The sequence below is a fragment of the uncultured Desulfobulbus sp. genome, assembly GCF_963662935.2.
In the GTDB taxonomy this organism is placed as follows: Bacteria; Desulfobacterota; Desulfobulbia; order Desulfobulbales; family Desulfobulbaceae; genus Desulfobulbus.
This window is the reverse complement of sequence record NZ_CAXXTL010000002.1, coordinates 664,849-684,678: the sequence shown is the minus strand read 5'-3', so window position 1 is coordinate 684,678 and position 19,830 is coordinate 664,849. Positions and strand designations below refer to the sequence as shown.

9 protein-coding genes, 2 tRNA genes and 3 rRNA genes are annotated in these 19,830 nt (G+C 53.0%); 3 read left to right on the top strand and 11 right to left on the bottom strand.

Features of this window, described 5'->3' with window-relative positions:
* Positions 1 to 71: 71 nt before the first annotated feature.
* Positions 72 to 1,082 (bottom strand): NTP transferase domain-containing protein, encoded by a 1,011-nt coding sequence (locus tag ACHZCX_RS07325; protein ID WP_319586577.1) that lies wholly within the window; start codon positions 1,080 to 1,082, stop codon positions 72 to 74.
* Positions 1,083 to 1,369: 287 nt separating this feature from the next.
* On the opposite strand from ACHZCX_RS07325, the gene ACHZCX_RS07320 reads away from it, so the two are divergent.
* From ACHZCX_RS07320 to ACHZCX_RS07310, 3 genes are read left to right on the top strand one after another with little or no spacing between them, the layout of a single operon-like run.
* Positions 1,370 to 2,293, top strand: coding sequence for a homocysteine S-methyltransferase family protein (locus ACHZCX_RS07320; protein ID WP_319586576.1), 924 nt, complete (start codon positions 1,370 to 1,372; stop codon positions 2,291 to 2,293).
* Positions 2,290 to 4,740: a dihydropteroate synthase gene (locus ACHZCX_RS07315; RefSeq protein WP_319586575.1), complete on the top strand. Its 2,451-nt coding sequence runs from the start codon at positions 2,290 to 2,292 to the stop codon at positions 4,738 to 4,740. The genes ACHZCX_RS07320 and ACHZCX_RS07315 overlap by 4 nt, the downstream gene beginning before the upstream one ends.
* 3 nt (positions 4,741 to 4,743) lie before the next feature.
* The gene (locus ACHZCX_RS07310; protein WP_319586574.1) at positions 4,744 to 4,917 is read left to right on the top strand and encodes a rubredoxin; all 174 of its coding nucleotides are present in this window, start codon (positions 4,744 to 4,746) and stop codon (positions 4,915 to 4,917) included.
* An 83-nt stretch (positions 4,918 to 5,000) separates the two neighbouring features.
* Here the strand turns inward: ACHZCX_RS07310 and rrf are convergent.
* The 10 genes from rrf to ACHZCX_RS07260 form a co-directional block, all read right to left on the bottom strand.
* Positions 5,001 to 5,117 (bottom strand): 5S ribosomal RNA (gene rrf / locus ACHZCX_RS07305).
* A gap of 57 nt (positions 5,118 to 5,174) precedes the next feature.
* Positions 5,175 to 8,112 (bottom strand): 23S ribosomal RNA (locus tag ACHZCX_RS07300).
* Positions 8,113 to 8,323: 211 nt separating this feature from the next.
* Positions 8,324 to 8,399: transfer RNA gene (locus tag ACHZCX_RS07295), tRNA-Ala, on the bottom strand.
* A 25-nt stretch (positions 8,400 to 8,424) separates the two neighbouring features.
* Positions 8,425 to 8,502 (bottom strand) — tRNA-Ile (locus tag ACHZCX_RS07290).
* A gap of 79 nt (positions 8,503 to 8,581) precedes the next feature.
* Positions 8,582 to 10,140: ribosomal RNA gene (locus ACHZCX_RS07285) — 16S ribosomal RNA — on the bottom strand.
* The 16S, 23S and 5S rRNA genes sit together here with 2 tRNA genes alongside, the layout of an rRNA operon.
* Before the next feature lie 411 nt (positions 10,141 to 10,551).
* Positions 10,552 to 10,845, bottom strand: a complete 294-nt coding sequence (locus tag ACHZCX_RS07280; protein ID WP_319586573.1) for a hypothetical protein — start codon at positions 10,843 to 10,845, stop codon at positions 10,552 to 10,554.
* Between the two features lie 154 nt (positions 10,846 to 10,999).
* Positions 11,000 to 14,461, bottom strand: coding sequence for a translocation/assembly module TamB domain-containing protein (locus ACHZCX_RS07275; RefSeq protein WP_319586572.1), 3,462 nt, complete (start codon positions 14,459 to 14,461; stop codon positions 11,000 to 11,002).
* The gene (locus tag ACHZCX_RS07270) at positions 14,461 to 16,314 is read right to left on the bottom strand and encodes an outer membrane protein assembly factor (protein WP_319586571.1); all 1,854 of its coding nucleotides are present in this window, start codon (positions 16,312 to 16,314) and stop codon (positions 14,461 to 14,463) included. The genes ACHZCX_RS07275 and ACHZCX_RS07270 overlap by 1 nt, the downstream gene beginning before the upstream one ends.
* 185 nt (positions 16,315 to 16,499) lie before the next feature.
* Positions 16,500 to 19,091, bottom strand: a complete 2,592-nt coding sequence (clpB, locus tag ACHZCX_RS07265; RefSeq protein WP_319586570.1) for an ATP-dependent chaperone ClpB — start codon at positions 19,089 to 19,091, stop codon at positions 16,500 to 16,502.
* A gap of 189 nt (positions 19,092 to 19,280) precedes the next feature.
* Positions 19,281 to 19,613, bottom strand: a complete 333-nt coding sequence (locus ACHZCX_RS07260) for an IscA/HesB family protein (RefSeq protein WP_394708774.1) — start codon at positions 19,611 to 19,613, stop codon at positions 19,281 to 19,283.
* Between the last annotated feature and the right edge of the window lie 217 nt (positions 19,614 to 19,830).

The following is a 19,830-nucleotide window of genomic DNA, read 5'->3' as shown; positions in this document are numbered from 1 at the left end:
GGGCCTGGAGCCTCCCCTGTCGTTCAAGGTTGATACAGATGTTTGGTGTATATGGTGAGCAGGCTGGGGTATCAACCGTTTCGATAGGTCAGCGGCGGTACCATGCCGTCTTCTGGAATGACACAATGCTCAAGCACGCTGTTGGCCCCGACGCTCACCCCTTCGCCTAGCTGGCAGTCATGCAGCACACAACCACTGCCGATGTGGCACTTCCTGCCCACGGTTGAGCCGCCGCTGATCCGAACATTACCCTCGACGACCGTGTCTTGGCCGATGGCGCAATCCGGAGCCACGAGGGTTGTTTCCGGCGCATACAGGGTGACGCCGGCGAGCATCAGGTTGCGGTTATGGCGGAGTTGCAGGGTTGCATGCGCCTGGGCCAGTTCGATGCGCGAGTTGACGCCCAGGACATCGATGGCCAGGGGGTGAACGAAGGTGTGGACAGATAATCCTTGTTTATTAGCGATGGCGACGATGTCGGTCAGGTAGACCTCGCCTTGGCTGTTGTCCGTGCCGACCCGGCAAAGGGCGTCAAAAAGAAAGGTCCGATCCACCAAATAAATGCCGGCGTTGATTTCCCGGATACGGCGCTGCTCCTCGGTGGCGTCCTTTTCTTCAACAATAGCCAGAACCTGTCCTTGCTCATTGCTGAGGATGCGGCCATAACCAAAGGGCTGGTCGAGCAGGGTCGTCATAAGGGTGAGGGGTGCCTGTTGTTGCCGGTGCGCGGCGATCATGGCCCGGAGGGTGGAGGCCTGGATAAGCGGGGTGTCGCCGCAGAGTATCATCACCAAGTCCGCTTGGCCGCAGGCCATCTCCGCGCAGAGGACGGCGTGGCCGGTTCCGAGTTGTTCTTCCTGGATAACCGGCGTGATCGGGTAGCCGTCGAGAATCGCCAAAACTTCGTGCCGCTGATGGCCGACAATGACTGCGCACCGGTCGATCCCCGCCTCGTTGACCGCGAGGAGGACGTGGCGGATCATCGGCTGAAAAAAAACCTCATGCAGCACCTTGGCGCGTGCCGATTTCATACGGGTGCCCTTGCCGGCGGCAAGCACCACCGCGGTAATCGATGGGTTCATAGCAATGCCCTTGTCAGAAAAACGAGAAATCGAAAAAAGTGGCCTACTGTAGAAAATAATGAAGGGTTTGACAACAAAGACCTTGCCACGTGAGTCGTCTGTTCGCTACCGGGTCGCGTCGACTCTTCCATCTCTTGTGAAAAATTTTGATGCGAATCGACAACATAATCCTTACAGTGAGCTGACCGAAACGATCACCAGGGCCCTATTCCTCTTTCTAGAAAATGAAGACCGTCTGCAGCTCCTGGTTTTAAAGAACACTCATCGACAAACGAGATAAATTATCCATGCGACCACACGACCATGAGGTGCTGATCCTTGACGGCGCCTGCGGAACCAATCTTCAGGAAATGCACATCCCGTCAGCGGCCTGGGAAGGAAAGGAGGGGTGCAACGAGCTACTTAATCTAACCGCCTCGGATAAGATCATCCAACTCCACACCGGCTTTGTTGAAGCCGGGGCCATGGTGATTGAGACCAATACCTTCGGAGCCAACCGCATCGTCCTGGACGAGTACGGCCTGCAAGATCAGGTGGAGGCAATCAACCGTGCCGGGGTTGATTGCGCCCGCACAGCCATCGATGGCAAGGCCGACACCTACATCGCCGGCTCGATTGGGCCAGGAACCAAGCTGCCCTCACTCGGCCACATCTCGGTGGACGATTTGGCAAGCGCCTATGAAGAACAGATTCGGGCGTTGGTTCTTGCCGGAGTGGATCTCCTCATTATCGAGACCTGCCAGGACCTGCTCCAGATCAAGACAGCCATGACCACCTGCTTCGAAACCCTGGAGTCGCTACGCGTGGACATCCCTGTGATGGCCTCGGTGACCATTGAGCGAACCGGCACCATGCTGGTCGGCACCGATATTGCCGCTGCCGCAGTCACCTTCGAACCGTTCCCCATCTTTTCTTTTGGGCTCAACTGTGCCACTGGACCGCTGGACATGGAATCCCATATCCGCTACCTCAGCCACAACTGGCCTGGGCGTATTTCCTGCGTGCCCAACCAGGGGTTGCCCGAGGTCGTCGATGGTAAGACCTGCTATCCTATGGACTCGGAGACGTACGGGCGTGAGATGAGGCGGTTTGTCACCGACTACGGGGTCAGCGTGGTCGGCGGCTGTTGCGGCACGACCCCGGCCCACACCCGGCAGCTGGTGCGGAGCCTGGCTGGAGTCAAGCCAGCGGTGCGGGAGGTGATTGCATGAAGCCTTCGGTGTCGAGCCTCTATCAGGCTGTTGAACTGCAACAGGAGATCCCGCCGCTCCTGATTGGGGAACGGGCCAATGCCAATGGTTCAAAAAAATTTCGCGAGCTTCTACTTGCCAACGATTACGAGAGCTGTTTGAAGATCGCTGTTGAGCAAGAGGCCAAGGGTGCCCATATCATCGACCTGTGTGTCGCCTATGCCGGGCGTGATGAAAAAGCCGATCTGACCACCTTGGTGCGGTTGTGTGCCAGCTCCCTTAAGGCGCCGTTGATGATCGATTCGACCACCCCTGAGTGCATTGAGGCCTGTCTGCGAATTTATCCCGGACGAGCAATCATCAATTCCATCAATCTGGAGGATGGCGGTATCAACATCCGGAGGATTTGTCGGGCGGCCAAGAAGTATGGGGCTGCTGTCGTTGCCTTAACCATCGATGAGAAAGGCATGGCCATGAGCAGCGACGATAAAATGAGGGTGGCGAAGGCCATCCATGCGATCGCTGTTGATGAGTGTGGTTTGCGGTCCAAGGACCTGCTCTTTGACTGTCTCACCTTTACCGTCGGCTCCGGTGACGAGAGCCTGCGGGACGCCGCGATCCAAACTCTGGAGGCGATCCGCCGCATCAAGATTGAATTACCGGGGTGTCTGACGGTGCTCGGATTGAGTAATATTTCCTTTGGGCTTGCACCCCAGACCCGGCGCATCCTCAATTCCGTTTTCCTCCACGAGGCGGTGGCTGTGGGTCTTGATGCCGCCATTGTCGATGCCGCTAAGATTGTGCCGTTGGCCCGTATACCGGTGGAAGATAGGGAGATCAGCCTTGATTTGCTCTATAATCGACAGGTCGAAGGGGAAAAAGATCCGCTGATGCGGTTTATCGAGCATTTCAGCGGGAAAAAGGAGGTAATGGCAGATGAGGAGCAGGGGGTCGTCAAAAAGACGGAAGAACAATTGTTTCATAAAGTGATGGACGGTGACAAGGAGAGTCTGGATGATATCCTTGCCATATTAAGGGAACGATTTAAGCCCATTGATATAATCAACCAGATTCTGGTACCGGCCATGCGCCATGTCGGGGAGCTTTTCGGCAAGGGGGAAATACTGCTGCCGTTTGTCTTGCAGTCGGCGGAGGTCATGAAAGCATCGGTTACTCTGCTGGAACCCTTTATGGATAAAATCGAGGGTAGTGCAGCGACTAAAATTCTTCTGGCTACGGTTCAGGGCGACGTGCACGACATCGGCAAAAATCTGGTCGATATCATTCTCTCCAATAACGGCTATGAGGTGTACAATATTGGTATAAAAGTGCCGACGGGAACGATTATAGAAAAGGCGAGGGAGTATCGAGTCGATCTTATTGGTCTCAGTGGCTTATTGGTCAAATCGGCCATTGTCATGCAGGAGTCTATGAAACAGTATCGCGACGCCGGGCTTACCGCTCCGATATTGTTGGGAGGGGCCGCTTTAACGCCCAAATTTGTGGCTGAGTCGTGTGTCCCAGGATATGGAGGCCCGGTGGTCTACTGTGCCGATGCTTTTGCCGGGTTGAAGGCGGTGCAGGAATTTGAAGCAGGGAAGTTGACATCGACAATTTATGATGGGGCGACTGCTATCAAGCCCATGAAACCTGGAGTGAAGGCGGCAGAGGTGGACCGGAGCAACCCTGTACCTACACCGCCATTTTTTGGGCAACGGTACGTGGTGGATATCGACCCGGCGGTTCTGTTTCCCTTGATGAATGTCCAAGCGCTTTTTCGCGGACGCTGGGGATATAGGCGGGCCAAAATGGGGGCAGGGGAGTATACGGATTTAATCCAAGGGACTGTCCAGCCGCTGTATGAGGAATTAATGCAAACATCACTAGCCGAGTGCTGGATCCAACCAAAGGTGAGCTACGGTTATTTTCCCTGTCATTCAAAGGGAGATGCTGTCATTGTGGAAGCGGACCGCACCGAACATTGCTTTTCTTTCCCCCGGCAGGCAGAACAACCGTTTCTTTGTATCGCCGATTACTTTAAATCGGCCGCGGCTGGCGGGGATATAGCCGGATTTTTCATCGTCACCATTGGGGACCGCATTGGCGAAGAGACGGCGCGATTGTATCAAGCCAACGCTTACCACGATTATCTCATGCTGCATGGATTCAGTGTTGAACTGACCGATGCGCTGGCTGAGTACTGGCACGGAGTAATGCGCCGGGAATTGGGTATCGATGGTAAGCAACCACAAGATCTCTACGGAGCCGTGACCCAGGATTATCAGGGCTCCCGCTATGGTTTCGGCTACCCGTCCTGCCCTGATCTGGAGGCGCATAAACCCTTATTTGCCTTCCTCAAACCTGAAGCAATCGGGATTTCGTTGACCGAGAACATGCAAATGGTTCCGGAACAAACGACCTCAGCTATTGTTGCCCATCACCCGCAAGCTAAATATTTCGCGGTTTGATATATGGAATCCTCAAACGAACGATACATCTGCTCCAACTGTGGATATATTTATAATCCCACAGCCGGCGATCCCATGAATGCGATTCCGCCGGCTACAATCTTTGATGAACTTCCGGAGCAATGGGTATGCCCGATGTGTTATGCCCCGCAAGATCAATTTGATCCTCTTGATTAGTCAGAAGTGACTGGCTCCACTTTTTGACCACAAAAAAAGCCCTATAACTCAGCATTGCTGAGTTATAGGGCTTTTAGGAAAAGAATCGGCGGCGACCTACTCTCCCACATAGTCTCCCATGCAGTACCATCGGCGCTGAAGAGCTTAACTTCCGTGTTCGGAATGGGAACGGGTGGGACCTCTTCGCTATGGCCACCGAAAAAATATTAAAACTGTGACAATTGAAATAGCAGGGTAAACTTCATTTAAAAAAGGATATGGTTAAGCCTCACGGCTAATTAGTATCGGTAAGCTCCATGCATTACTGCACTTCCACACCCGACCTATCAACGTTGTAGTCTCCAACGAGCCTTCAGGTACCTTACGGTACGGGATATCTTATCTTGGAGTGGGTTTCCCGCTTAGATGCTTTCAGCGGTTATCCCTGCCGAACTTAGCTACCCAGCCATGCCCTTGGCAGAACAACTGGAACACCATTGGTTCGTCCATCCCGGTCCTCTCGTACTAGGGAAAGATCTCCTCAAATATCCTGCGCCCGCAACAGATAAGGACCAAACTGTCTCACGACGTTTTAAACCCAGCTCACGTACCACTTTAATCGGCGAACAGCCGAACCCTTGGGACCTGCTCCAGCCCCAGGATGTGATGAGCCGACATCGAGGTGCCAAACCTCCCCGTCGATGTGGACTCTTGGGGGAGATAAGCCTGTTATCCCCGGAGTACCTTTTATCCGTTGAGCGACGACCCTTCCATGCGGAATCGCCGGATCACTAAGACCTACTTTCGTACCTGCTCGAGATGTCTCTCTCGCAGTCAAGCTCCCTTATGCCTTTACACTCTACGGCTGGTTTCCAATCAGCCTGAGGGAACCATCGCGCGCCTCCGTTACTCTTTGGGAGGCGACCGCCCCAGTCAAACTACCCACCAGACAATGTCCCGGATCCCGGTAAGGGACCGCGGTTAGAGTTCAAAGATAACAAGGGTGGTATTTCAAGGTTGACTCCACGCACACTAGCGTGCACGCTTCAAAGTCTCCCACCTATCCTACACATGTTATCCCTAAACACAATGCCAAGCTATAGTAAAGGTTCACGGGGTCTTTCTGTCTTGTTGCGGGTAACCGGCATCTTCACCGGTACTACAGTTTCGCTGAGTCTCTGGTTGAGACAGTGGGGAAATCGTTACGCCATTCGTGCAGGTCGGAACTTACCCGACAAGGAATTTCGCTACCTTAGGACCGTTATAGTTACGGCCGCCGTTTACCGGGGCTTCGGTTCGATGCTTTGCTTGCGCTGACATGTCCCCTTAACCTTCCGGCACCGGGCAGGCGTCAGACCCTATACTTCGTCTTACGACTTCGCAGAGTCCTGTGTTTTTAGTAAACAGTCGCTCCCCCCATTTCACTGCAACCCAACTAGGCTTTCAATTGAAAAAAAGATCACCATGTGGGTACACCTTCTCCCGAAGTTACGGTGCTATTTTGCCGAGTTCCTTAACCAGAGTTCTCTCAAGCGCCTTAGTATATTCTACCTGTCTACCTGTGTCGGTTTACGGTACGGTCACCAGTGTGAAAGTACACGAGGCTTTTCCTGGAAGCATGGAATCAACCACTTTGCAGCCCTTAGGGCTTCGTCATCACGCCTCAGTGTTAATAAGGACCCGGATTTGCCTAAGTCCTCCACCTACACGCTTGAACCGGGACAACCAACGCCCGGATGGCCTATCCTTCTCCGTCCCCCCTTGTACTATATCCACACCAACGGTACGGGAATATTAACCCGTTTCCCATCGACTACGCTTTTCAGCCTCGCCTTAGGGGCCGACTAACCCTGAGCAGATTAACTTAACTTCAGGAAACCTTAGACTTTCGGCGTGAAGGTTTTTCACCTTCATTTTCGCTACTCGTGTCAACATAAGCTCTTGTGATACCTCCAGCACACCTCACGATGCACCTTCTCAGGCCTACACAATGTTCTCCTACCATCGAAATTTCGATCCGTAGCTTCGGTACTGCACTTAAGCCCCGTTACATTTTCGGCGCAAATTCACTAGACCAGTGAGCTATTACGCTATCTTTAAAGGATTGCTGCTTCTAAGCCAACCTCCTGGTTGTATCCGCAATTTCACATCCTTTTCCACTTAGTGCAGTTTAGGGACCTTAGCTGACGGTCTGGGCTCTTACCCTCTCGACCATGGAACTTATCTCCCACAGTCTGACTCCCGCGATAGAACTTGACGGCATTCGGAGTTTGTATGGGGTTGGTAATCCGGTGGGACCCCTAGCCCAAACAGTGCTCTACCTCCGTCAGTCAACTCGCGAGGCTATACCTAAATATATTTCGGAGAAAACCAGCTATCACCGAGTTTGATTAGCCTTTCACTCCTATCCACACCTCATCCAAGCAGTTTTCAACCTACAATGGTTCGGGCCTCCATCTCGTGTTACCGAGACTTCACCCTGGACATGGATAGATCACCCGGCTTCGGGTCTACCCCACGTAACTTGACGCCCTATTAAGACTCGCTTTCGCTGCGGCTCCACCTATCGGCTTAACCTTGCTACGTAGGGTAACTCGTTGACTCATTATGCAAAAGGCACGCTGTCACATCACATGGATGCTTCAACTGCTTGTAAGCTGACGGTTTCAGTTTCTATTTCACTCCCCTCCCGGGGTTCTTTTCACCTTTCCCTCACGGTACTGGTTCACTATCGGTCACTAGGTAGTATTTAGCCTTGGAAGATGGTCCTCCCAGATTCCCACAAGGTTTCACGTGTCTCGTGGTACTCGGGGACACCCTAGGGTGTTTCAAGATTTCGCGTACCGGATTATCACCGTCTATGATTGGCCTTTCCATACCATTCCGCTATCTCTCCACAATCCCATGTCGGGGCCCCACAACCCCCATAAGCAAGCCTATGGGTTTGGGCTATTCCGCGTTCGCTCGCCACTACTTGCGGAATCTCAATTGATTTCTTTTCCTGAGGGTACTGAGATGTTTCACTTCCCCTCGTTCGCTTTCATTACCTATGTATTCAGTAATGAATGACAGAGTTTGAACTCTGCCGGGTTGCCCCATTCGGAAATCTCCGGGTCAAAGCCTGTTAGCAGCTCACCGAAGCTTATCGCAGCTTTCCACGTCCTTCATCGCCTCCTAGTGCCAAGGCATCCGCCGTCAGCCCTTAGTAGCTTAACCATAAGTCTTTTTTAAACTAAGTTAGCTCTAAACGCTTGTTTGTAGTTTTAATACCCTTGTGCGGAGGTCCGAAAACCCACTTGCACCAGTATTAACCCTACGGTTTAAATACCCTGCTATTCAATTGTCAAAGATCAAAAAACTTCTTTATCAAAAGTTTAAAGTTGCATGTTGAAATATACTCTCAACAGGCAACCTTACGCTTTTCATGTGGTGGAGGTGAACGGGATCGAACCGATGACCTCCTGCGTGCAAGGCAGGCGCTCTCCCAGCTGAGCTACACCCCCAAAATCAATTCCTGGTCGGCATGCCTGGTGGGCCTAGGTGGACTTGAACCACCGACCTCACGCTTATCAGGCGTGCGCTCTAACCAAGCTGAGCTATAGGCCCATGCCCTTGATCTCTCAAAACTGAACAGTAAAACGAGCGGGGTTGATCCCGTACAGGCAGTGCCTGTAACTTTCCTTATAAAGGAGGTGATCCAGCCCCAGGTTCCCCTAGGGCTACCTTGTTACGACTTCACCCCAGTTACCAGCCATACCTTGGCAGCCTGCCCCCTTGCGGTTAGCTCAACTGCTTCTGGTACAACCGACTCCCGTGGTGTGACGGGCGGTGTGTACAAGGCCCGGGAACGTATTCACCGTGGCATGCTGATCCACGATTACTAGCGATTCCAACTTCATGGAGTCGAGTTGCAGACTCCAATCCGGACTGAGACCGATTTTATGGGATTGGCTTCACCTCGCGATGTCGCTGCCCTTTGTATCGGCCATTGTAGTACGTGTGTAGCCCTGGTCATAAAGGCCATGAGGACTTGACGTCATCCCCACCTTCCTCCGGTTTAACACCGGCAGTCCCTTTAGAGTGCCCAGCCGAACTGCTGGCAACTAAAGGCAAGGGTTGCGCTCGTTGCGGGACTTAACCCAACATCTCACGACACGAGCTGACGACAGCCATGCAGCACCTGTCTCCAGATTCTTCCTAATGGAAGCACTCCCAAGTTTCCAAGGGATTTCTGGGATGTCAAGACCAGGTAAGGTTCTTCGCGTTGCATCGAATTAAACCACATACTCCACCGCTTGTGCGGGCCCCCGTCAATTCCTTTGAGTTTTAATCTTGCGACCGTACTCCCCAGGCGGTCAACTTAATGCGTTAGCTGCGACACAGAAGGGATCAACACCCCCTACATCTAGTTGACATCGTTTACAGCGTGGACTACCAGGGTATCTAATCCTGTTTGCTCCCCACGCTTTCGCGCCTCAGCGTCAGTATCCAGCCAGAAAGTCGCCTTCGCCACCGGTATTCCTCCCGATATCTACGAATTTCACCTCTACACCGGGAATTCCACTTTCCCCTCTGGTACTCAAGTCTGACAGTTTCAAATGCACTTCCACAGTTAAGCCGTGGGCTTTCACATCTGACTTATCAAACCGCCTACGCGCCCTTTACGCCCAGTAATTCCGAACAACGCTTGCACCCTCCGTATTACCGCGGCTGCTGGCACGGAGTTAGCCGGTGCTTCCTTTAAGGGTACCGTCAAATATAACAGGTATTAGCCATTATACATTTCTTTCCCTTTGACAGAGCTTTACGACCCGAAGGCCTTCCTCACTCACGCGGCGTCGCTGCGTCAGGGTTGCCCCCATTGCGCAATATTCCTCACTGCTGCCTCCCGTAGGAGTCTGGCCCGTGTTCCAGTGCCAGTGTGGCGGATCATCCTCTCAGACCCGCTAACCATCGTTGCCTAGGTAGGCCTTTACCCCACCTACTAGCTAATGGTACGCAGACCCCTCTTCATGCAGTAGCTTAAGCCAGAGGCCACCTTTGCTTGCAAAACTTATGAAAAGCAAGATTATCCGGTATTAGTACCCCTTTCGGTGTATTATTCCAGACACGAAGACAGGTTATCTACGCGTTACTCACCCGTGCGCCACTTTACTCAGGACCGAAGTCCCTTTCGCGTTCGACTTGCATGTGTTAAGCACGCCGCCAGCGTTCGTTCTGAGCCAGGATCAAACTCTCCAGTTTAATATCCTAGCCAGTCTAACAGACTGGACTTTGTCCAAATCAAACCAATGTACTACTTGGCCCGCTCATTTACTGTTCAGTTTTCAAAGATCAAAATCCCAACCAATCGGTCAGGATGGTGCCACGCAGTGTTTGCTGCGAGTCAGCACTATAACTTGTTTTCCACTCCGATGTCAATCACTTTCTTTGTGTTTCTTTCGGGGCGCTTGCTGCAAATGCTTTCCTTGAAGCAATTCGTTGTCGGTTTGTTTTTTCTGTCCGAAGCAACGAGGCGATAAAGTAACCGAAAGTGTCAGTGTGTGTCAATAAAAATAACGTCTATGGTAAGAATGAAATCGTAATTTTAATCGGCAATATCCTGAAAAGTATGCAAAAATAGATAAAAGCGGTGCGGCAGGCAGCGCCAGGTGTTCAAGCTTTAGGGTTGTTTATCCAACGCGAGAGTGTTTCGATTATCTTTTCAGCTTGGGTAATAGAAGAAATGTTAAATTTGGACTTTGCTTGGTACTGCCCATTTCTTTTCTGATATCGCCGAATGGTAAATTTATCAGAGCTGTATTGTTGGGTAGTTTTATCAAAATCACGATATTGATAAAGAATGGTTGTCCAGGATCCCTTGGAAAGGATTTCTTTGTCAATTTCCTGAACAACCAGAATGCCTTCTTCTTCGTAGTTAACTGTTAGATCCTCTATGTTTTCAGCCATGTAGCCACCGTGGTAAGGGTTGGATGGAAAGTGAAATTATCAAAAAATTAGTAAACCTACTGCAAAGCCTATTAAATGGCAATATCCCAAGTCTGCACAGGCGAGCTTCCGAAGCCATTCTTCAAAAGTTCTGGCGGGAAGGAATGATGCAGGTTTATTGTTCAAATTCATATTTAATGTCTCCGCCACTGTGCGATGAGCCGGTTTCTGTGAGAAAGAAAAACCCTTTGCCTAGGGTGTATCGAGTATTGAAACTACCGGATTCCTTCACAAGATCTTTCCCATAGCTCACATAGAAATCAGGTGTCAGCCAACTTCCAAATACTAAGGAAAACGAATCGTGGTCGTCCCCACTTTCTAGTTTGATTTCATCGATCATGGTTAGTTTTTTCACGTTTTGCAGATACGGTACCATGCCACCTAAACCCATTTTGCTCGCAGCTTCTCCTATAAATCCTGTTTCTTGTCTGGTTTCCCCTCCGACCGCAGTGCTTTCCAGCAGATTGGCCACAATGGCTGCTTGCTCCATGGCAGGGCTACTGTAAAAATGCATTTCCGGTCGCTGGAGGAAACCATCGACAATCACACCCGTGGTTACCTTTTCGCCCTTCCTTTCGCTGCGAAGTTCGATCCCTGGATTTGTCAGGGGGCCGCCGGTGAAGAGGAGGCGGCCGAGATCAATTTTTAATCGTCTACCGTAGACCGTAAAAGAACCATTCTGGACAGAGAGCGTTCCGTTGCCGATCAGAGGCCGGTTAGGTTGACCCTTTACGGCTAATTTGCCGATAATGTCACCCCTCAGTCCATAGGTGTTAATATGCACATCCTTACCGGCAATGACTGTGATGTCGGTAAGGAGCGGCACGGTGGGCGTTGCCGGTGGGGTATCTTCCTCGTCGATGATAACCATATCGCCAGATGAAGCGGTGGCATTATGAAAATCAATCGAAGATATCCGGGCCTGGGGAATGATCAGGGTGCCTCGTACCTCTGTTTGTTGTTTGCCGAAGAGTAACAAGAGATCAGGGGAAACGTCGAGATCAAGACCGGGAAGGTGCGCTGCTTTGAAACCCTCTCCGGTAAGATGGATCGTGTGGGGGCCAGATGTCAATTGACCGAATTGCAGAATACTTTCCGCCTTGAGATACCCATTGCCCGAACGAGCCGTGGCGTGCAATTGGGCTCCGTTGGTATCACCTGTGACTTTGAGCAGAATGGGGGTCAGAGTGATGCCCAGCGGCGGTATTTCCGCCTGCCCATTGAGCAATTCCATCTGGCCATTCAACAGGGGAATGGCAGGTGTTCCGTTTACGGTAAATTGTCCGCTTAACAATCCGGAAAGATGAATCTTCTGATCGGTCAGGGCAGTCAGTGGGCTTAAATCATGGAGCCGGAACTGAATCGAGCCGTTTATCGGGGTGCGCAGGATATTTTCTGCGGCAAGAAGGAAATCGGCTGAAGCCAAATCCGCATGCACCAGGCTGTTGTCCGCCAGTTCACTGTCCAGCACCGCTTGCAGCCGGTTATTGGCATAGGAGGCCAGCAGAGTGTTTTTGCGCCAGATCACTAGATGGGTGCCGCCGTCCTCCAGAGGGATGTGCAGGCTCATCCCATTGCTGGTAGATGATAGCTTCCCCGATAAGATTCGAGATTGCTGGCCCGCCAGGTCAAAGTCGGCATTGAGCCGGCCTTCAATGGGCCAGTTAGGCGTAGAATCTGTTTGCAGTAATTCCAAGGGGAGAGAGTTGACAGTGCTGTGGATTTTCCAGGTACTATCGGACGCCTGCCAAGAACCATCCATGCAAAGGGTGCTCATGGCGGACGATGCAAGGCAGAATGGCTTGATTTCCGTTTTTTCCGTGGAGAGGGTCAATGCTGTGTGCTGCTGCTGTCGCCAATCGCCCAATCGCTGGCTGGTGAAATGGGATTGGCTGAGCGTACCCTGCCAGAGGGGGGCATTGAAATTCCCTTGAAGGGTGAAGCCGGTGGAAAGCTCGCTGTTATGACCCTCGAACTCGAGGCGGTGATCATTCAGCGATCCCCTGAGTTGCAACCGAATCAAGTTCATATTAATGCGACCAAGCTGCACGCGTTCCGCCCGGACCGAAGCGTCGAGGACGCCATCGCGCGCCAGAATACCTTTTGCCTCCACGGTCATTTTTTGGACACTATCACCGCCAATCGCTATGTTGTTGCCTGCACACTTGATGTCCAACTGCGGTTTATCCGATCTGCCGGTAACGCGGCCATAGGCGTTGACCTTGCCTCGAGAGCCCGGCCAGAGTTCGGCGAGGTTGTTGGAATCAATCTGCAGGGCGACGTCGATGGTCTCAGCAGCTTTACCGTTGATCCGCAGGGCGGAGTTACCGCTTTTTAAAACCAGCAGAGGAATGTGCAACTGGTTCCCCTGAAGATGGATCTCGCCGTTTCCGGCAAGGGGAAAGCCACGCAAGGTTCCTTGTAATGCGGGCATATGCAGGGATGCAACGAGTCCGCGTGGGCCAACGTGTCCGGAGGTTGTCAGGTTCCCGGTGAAATCACCTGGCCAGTCCGCCAGGAAAAGAGACGGGTTAAGGTGAGAGCCGCTGACCTCCGCCTGCCAAGAAAAGGCTGGAGTCCATGCCAGGTTACCTTTTGCCGAGAGTTCGGTTTTGCCTTGGGTGAGTTGCAGGGTGCTGATTCGGATGCCGTCGTCATTTCCCTGTAGCTTAGCGGAAAGACCGCTCAACTTCTTGAGTTGGGGGAGGCCTGCCTGCGAGTTCACCTGCAGGGTATATTCATTCAGGGTCCCCTGGCCGTCAATAACCACCTTGGTGAAGCGTTGTTCAGGCCAATCTTGATGGATTTTTTTCAAGACCACTTCTGGGCTTTCCAGTTGTGCCTGCCAATTTGTTGAGCCAAGGAGGTTGTTGAGGTGACCGCTGAGATGCACAGGGAAGGGGTTCTGCAAATCGGCTTCAATTTTCAGTGTGTTGAGTGGTCCGTCCACTCTGCCGCGAGCGATGATGGGCTCGTAGCCGACAGGAAGCACGTGCGATTCCAGTGTCCCTTGCAGCGGGTAATCGTTGCTGGTAAGGAGCTGCCCTTTTCCCTGGATCGTGATTGTTTTGTTGGCGAGTGATAGCTCTTCAACGGTCAGAGTTTGTCCCCGGTAGGAAAGATTTTTGATTGTTCCCGTCCGGAGGCTCCACACCTCTTCTTGGTCAGAGAAAATCGTCATTGTTTCCGCAGAGACATCATCGATCGACAGGATGCCGGGTAAGGAAAAAGGGGAGAGGGTGGTTTCTCCGCTACTTTTGCCAAGCATCACCCGAACACCTGCGCCCTGGATGTTCAGTATGCGGATGTGGCGGTTGAGCAGTTGCGAAGGATCCCAAGTCAGGTGGAGGGAATCAATGAGAACGGTGTCGATCCCGTCCGTATAACGGATGTCCCGTAGGTGCAGCGTTCCGAAGAGGGAGCCGGAAGCAGAACCGATGGTCAGGATGTCTGCGGTCAGGGGATTGCAAAGCTGGATAAGGTAGCGCAGTCCAGCATCAGTGCCGGAGAAGAAAAAAAGTGTGGCCGGGACCAGCAGCAGGCAGGAGCCGAGAAACCGGAGAAGCCATTTTTTCATCAGAGATCAGCCCCCATGGTGAAATGGATACGCCAGGAGCCTTCTTCGTCCAGGGCTTTGGCCAAGTCCAAACGGATTTGGCCAAAAACGCCACTCCAGCGGACACCGATGCCGGCGCCCGAATGGAGCGTGATATTCGAGAAGGTGTTCATGGCTGTGCCGCTATCGTAAAAAAGCGCGCCACTCCATTCCTCGAAAAGAGATCGTTCCAACTCGACACTATAGGTCAGTAAATTTTTGCCCCCCACGACATTGCCTTCCGAATCAACCGGCCCGATTTTTTTATAACCGTACCCCCGCACGCTCTGATCCCCACCCGCGTAATAGCGCAGAGTGGGCGGTAGATCGTAGATGTCGTCGACCAGGGTGGTGCCGATTTCGGCTCGGCCTAGAACCCGCCATTGGTCAAAGGGGGTGTAGATGGCCTTGGTGCGTAGAGAGGTCTGGAGAAAGGTAGTGTCGGCAAGGACATTCTCTTCGCTGCCGATGGCGGTGGCGGTGAACCGGATACCTCGTTTGGTGGTGATGCGGTCGTCAGCCCAGAAGACACTGCCTTTGAGACCGGGGATGACCAGGGAGGCATGATCGGTATTCGATCCGATGCTGTACTGTTCATCGAGAAATTGGAGATAAGTGGAATATTCGCCCCATTCCCGGAAGTGATCATGGCTGACCGTGGCGTTTACGGTTTCGGTATCAGTGTTGTCAAACTCTTCGGTTTCGTATTTGCCTGCCAAGGCCAGACGATCCTTCTTGGGATCGCCGATGGGAATGGTATAAGTGCCGCCGAGGTTACTCTTGCGTTGTGCGGGCTGCAATTGGACGTTCAATTGGTGGCCCAGTTTATTGATGTGGCGGTTGGTGTATTCCAGGGTGCCCCGGGCGCCGGTGTCCGTGCCGTATCCTAAGCCTATGCCGTACTTATGGGCAAGGTTGGGGGTGAGCACGACTTTGACTGGTACCTTGAAAGAGGTGGCCTGGGCGGGATCGTATTCAAGATCCACAGTCTTGAAATAATCGGCGTTAAATAGGGATTGCCGTAACCGGGTCAGAGCTTTGGGAGAAAAAGGATCGCCCTCGTGCACCGGGGAGATTTTGCGCAGGAGATCGTGGTCGATAAAATCGGCGTCAAAAGTGAGAGGGCCAAAGAGGTAGCGGGGACCGGTGTCGAGTTGCAGTCGCACGGTGGCACTCAGCGATTTCTTGCTGATTTCCACCCGGCTGGTGCGGAAAGCCGCATGATGATAGCCGCTTTCAAGGGCAATGGCGATCAGTTTATCCTTGCCACCCTCGTACAACTGATGGTCGAGAACGTCTCCCTGGTGGAGAGGGAAATGTTGTGCCGCCTCCCGGAGTATTCCCTCCTGCTCTCCCGGGCCGGTGAGCGTAATTTCCACCTCTTTGACGGTGACCGGAGGGCCGGTCACAACCACCATCTCGATGGAACGGGTACCGTCCTTTGATTGTTGCGCCAGCGTAATCTCGGGGGTGTAATAACCAAAGGGCTCCAGGGCCTTGGCTGCCTCTTGCCGCGCCTTGCCGTACAGCCGGTTGAATATCGCCTCTGTGGGTATTTCGTTTTCCTGGAGTCTGGTCAGGGAAAGATGACTGCGGATATTCCGGCGCTGACTTTCGGTCAGGTCGCCGGAAATGTTGACGATAACAGGTGGTTGGGCGAAAAGGGGACTCGGGACGGCGGTCGTTGTCAGCAGCAGGGAAAAGAAAAGTAACCTGCCGAGGGAGCAAATCGGGAAAGGAGAACGGGAAAAACCTCGGGTGCAATCCTTGCGCCGCCGGATTCCCCCAAACGAGAGGAACACAAGCGGGCAAGAGGTCAACAGGGGTGTGAACATGCCGGAGTCTTTGGAACAACCGAGTTTCGGGATTCTCGATCCCCATGAGAGGCAGTCAGTGTTGTCTGCCGAGTAGGGTAACGAATTTAATACGATACGCCTGTTTTTGGAAGACTTGTTTTGCGCGGATCCAGAGGATGATAAAAGAGAACCCCCTTCCACGGAGAGTGGAAGGGGGAGCGGGATTACTGTTTGGCGAAGGTAAGGCGATTGTCCTGGCCCCGGTCGATGAGGATATGATCGCCCTCGACAAAATGGCCTTCCAGAATTTCAAGAGCCAATCGGTCTTCGATGTGGCGCTGGATGGCACGCTTCAAGGGACGTGCGCCATAGGCCGGATCGTAGCCGGTGTCGACCAGAAACTGTTTGGCCTCCTTGGTCAGGGTCACCTTGTATTTGCGATCGGCCAGCCGTTTGCCCATCCGTTTGATCTGGATGTCGACAATCTGGAACAAGTTGTCGCGGGTCAGGCCATGAAAGGTGATGATTTCGTCGACGCGGTTGAGAAATTCCGGCTTGAACTGGCGATGGAGCAGGTCGTCGACCTGCCGGCGCATGGTCTCGGGGTCGGTCTGGGCCAACTCCATAATGATATGGCTGCCGAGGTTGGAGGTCATGATCAGGATCGTGTTTTTGAAATCCACGGTTCGGCCTTTGCCATCAGTCATTCGACCGTCGTCGAGCACCTGCAACAACACATTGAAGACATCGGGATGGGCCTTTTCGATCTCATCAAGCAGGATGACCGAATACGGCCGCCGCCGCACCGCTTCGGTGAGCATGCCGCCCTCGTCATAACCCACATAGCCGGGAGGAGCGCCGATCAGCCGGGCCACCGAATGTTTCTCCATGTATTCGGACATGTCGATGCGGATCATGGCTTGCTCCGAGTCAAAGAGAAAATCAGCTAGGCTCCGTGCCAGTTCGGTCTTGCCTACACCGGTCGGGCCGAGGAAGATGAAGCTGCCCAGGGGCCGATCGGGATCCTGCAAGCCGGCCCGTGCCCGCCGCACCGCATTGGCCACGGCAACAATGGCCTCTCGCTGGCCGATCACCCGGGCGCCAAGTGCTCCTTCGGCCTGCACCAGTTTTTCCTTTTCGCCTTCCAGAAGTCGGTCCACTGGAATGCCGGTCCATTTGGCCACGACCGCGGCGATATCCTCGGGAGAGACCTCTTCTTTGAGCATCTGGTGCTTTTCCTGGATTTCGCTCAAACGGGTGTTGGCAGCCTCGAGCTCTTTGGTCAACTGCACAATTTTGCCGTAGCGGAGCTCCGCCACCTTGCTCAGGTCCCCAGCCCGTTCAGCCCGTTGTTCCTCCATGTGGGCCTGATCGATCTTGGCCTTGATGTCGCGGATGGACTGGATAATGTCCTTTTCCAGGGTCCATTGCCCCTTCATCCCCTTGAGGGAATCGTCGAGATTGGCCAGATCCTCCTGGACCTTGGTCAGTCGCTCTTTTGAAGCAGGGTCTTTTTCCTTTTTAAGAGCCTCTTTCTCAATCACCAGCTTGATCTTTTTCCGTTCCAACTGGTCGATTTCGGTGGGCATGGAGTCGATTTCGATCCGCAGACGGGAGGCGGCCTCATCGATCAAATCGATGGCCTTGTCCGGCAGGAAGCGATCGGTAATGTAGCGACTGGACAGGGTGACTGCAGCCACGGTCGCGGCATCCTGAATGCGCACCCCGTGATGGACTTCGTACTTTTCCTTGATGCCCCGGAGAATAGCAATGGTGTCTTCCTCTGTTGGTTCTTGGACCAGGACCGGCTGAAAGCGGCGTTCCAGAGCCGCGTCTTTCTCGATATATTTGCGGTATTCGTCCAGGGTGGTGGCGCCGACACAGTGGAGTTCGCCCCGAGCCAGGGCGGGTTTGAGCATGTTAGAGGCGTCCATCGAGCCTTCAGCCGCACCGGCACCAACTAGGGTGTGGATCTCGTCAATAAAGAGGATGATTTCACCGGCCTTTTTCTCCACCTCTTTGAGCACTGCCTTGAGCCGATCCTCGAACTCGCCCCGGTACTTAGCACCTGCCACCAGAGAGCCAAGATCAAGCGAAATGACCTGTTTGCCTTCCAGGGTGGAGGGGATGTCGCCGTTGACGATGCGCTGGGCCAGTCCTTCAACTATGGCGGTTTTGCCAACGCCGGGTTCGCCAATCAACACTGGGTTATTTTTGGTGCGGCGGGATAGGACTTGGATAATGCGGCGGATCTCTTCATCGCGGCCAACCACCGGGTCAAGTTTGCCCTTGCGGGCGACATCGGTGAGGTTGCGGGCATATTTTTCCAGGGCCTGATACTTGTCTTCCGGATAGGGATCGGTGACCCGCTGGTTGCCGCGTACCGTTATCAGGGCTTTGAGAAAGGCGTCGGAGGTTATGCCCAGACGGTTGAGCAGAGCGGTCGCCTTCAGCGATCGGTCGGCCAGGATAGTCAGAAACAGGTGCTCCTGGCTGACGTATTCGTCCTGCATGTTGGCCGCTGTCTTAAACGATTGATCGAGTAGGGTTCTGAACTGTTGCGAGGCGTAGGTCTGACCGACCCCGGCCCCGCTGACCTTGGGAAGCGTGTTGATGAGTTGATTGGTTTCGCTGAGGACAACGCTCGGGTCGACACCCATTTTCTGCAGCACCGGAACGACTACCCCTTCGGGTTGTTCAAGGATGGCCTTGAGCAGATGTTCGGGCTGCAGTTCCTGGTTGCCGCCAGTCTGGGCCAACTGCTGCGCAGCCTGGATGGCTTCCTGAGATTTGATAGTGAATTTGTCGAGTTGCATTCTTTTCTCCTTGCCTGTCGTGTTTATTTTTGAAAACAGGATGTTAAATAATTATAACAAAAGACAATAAGAATGAACCTGCCCGTGTCAAGATTTTGGCACAAGGTGGGGGCGCGAGCGGTTTAAAAGAAAAACCCCCTTGCCGTTGACCGGCAAAGGGGTTGCGAATACCCTGTGAGGCGGGTTTTTTCAACCGCACGATCCGCCACAGGATCCAGAGCTGCAACTGCCGCCGCTCCCCAGAGGGTTGGCGGAGGTAATGGAGAAGCCTGAACGGTATCCTGCGTCCATGAAATCAACTTTGACGGCCCCACATTTTTCCAGAAGAGAATCTTCCACTAAAAATTTGAGACCGCCTTCCTCGAATATCTTATCGCTTTCTTTTGGCTCATCCAGAGCCAAACCTAGAGAGGGGCCACTTCAGCCACCCTGCATCAAGGCGATGCGAACCGCAGAACTGATCTTGTTCTGCTCCAGATATGCTTTTAGATTATCGACAGCAAGCGCTGTTACTTCAAACATTCATGCCTCCTCGAAAGTAAATAAGCATCCTTCCACAAGCGGGAAGAAGTGATTGGGTTACGACTTCAAGATTAAGGCGCGAAGAGAGCCAAGTCAACCAAAGATACATGTGAAAAAGCTAAAGTGAAGCCATAAATGGAGAGTATGTCGACGTTACCATCGGCAGGGAAAGGGCTGACCAAAAAAACGGGAAGACGGCGATGCGGTGAGGCGGGAA

What these genes read in the sequence shown, in the direction of transcription:
- ACHZCX_RS07325 (WP_319586577.1), bottom strand. Translation starts at nt 1,082, where the DNA reads ATGAACCCATCGATTACCGCGGTGGTGCTTGCCGCCGGCAAGGGCACC.
- ACHZCX_RS07320 (WP_319586576.1), top strand. Translation starts at nt 1,370, where the DNA reads ATGCGACCACACGACCATGAGGTGCTGATCCTTGACGGCGCCTGCGGA.
- ACHZCX_RS07315 (WP_319586575.1), top strand. Translation starts at nt 2,290, where the DNA reads ATGAAGCCTTCGGTGTCGAGCCTCTATCAGGCTGTTGAACTGCAACAG.
- ACHZCX_RS07310 (WP_319586574.1), top strand. Translation starts at nt 4,744, where the DNA reads ATGGAATCCTCAAACGAACGATACATCTGCTCCAACTGTGGATATATT.
- ACHZCX_RS07280 (WP_319586573.1), bottom strand. Translation starts at nt 10,845, where the DNA reads ATGGCTGAAAACATAGAGGATCTAACAGTTAACTACGAAGAAGAAGGC.
- ACHZCX_RS07275 (WP_319586572.1), bottom strand. Translation starts at nt 14,461, where the DNA reads ATGAAAAAATGGCTTCTCCGGTTTCTCGGCTCCTGCCTGCTGCTGGTC.
- ACHZCX_RS07270 (WP_319586571.1), bottom strand. Translation starts at nt 16,314, where the DNA reads ATGTTCACACCCCTGTTGACCTCTTGCCCGCTTGTGTTCCTCTCGTTT.
- clpB (WP_319586570.1), bottom strand. Translation starts at nt 19,091, where the DNA reads ATGCAACTCGACAAATTCACTATCAAATCTCAGGAAGCCATCCAGGCT.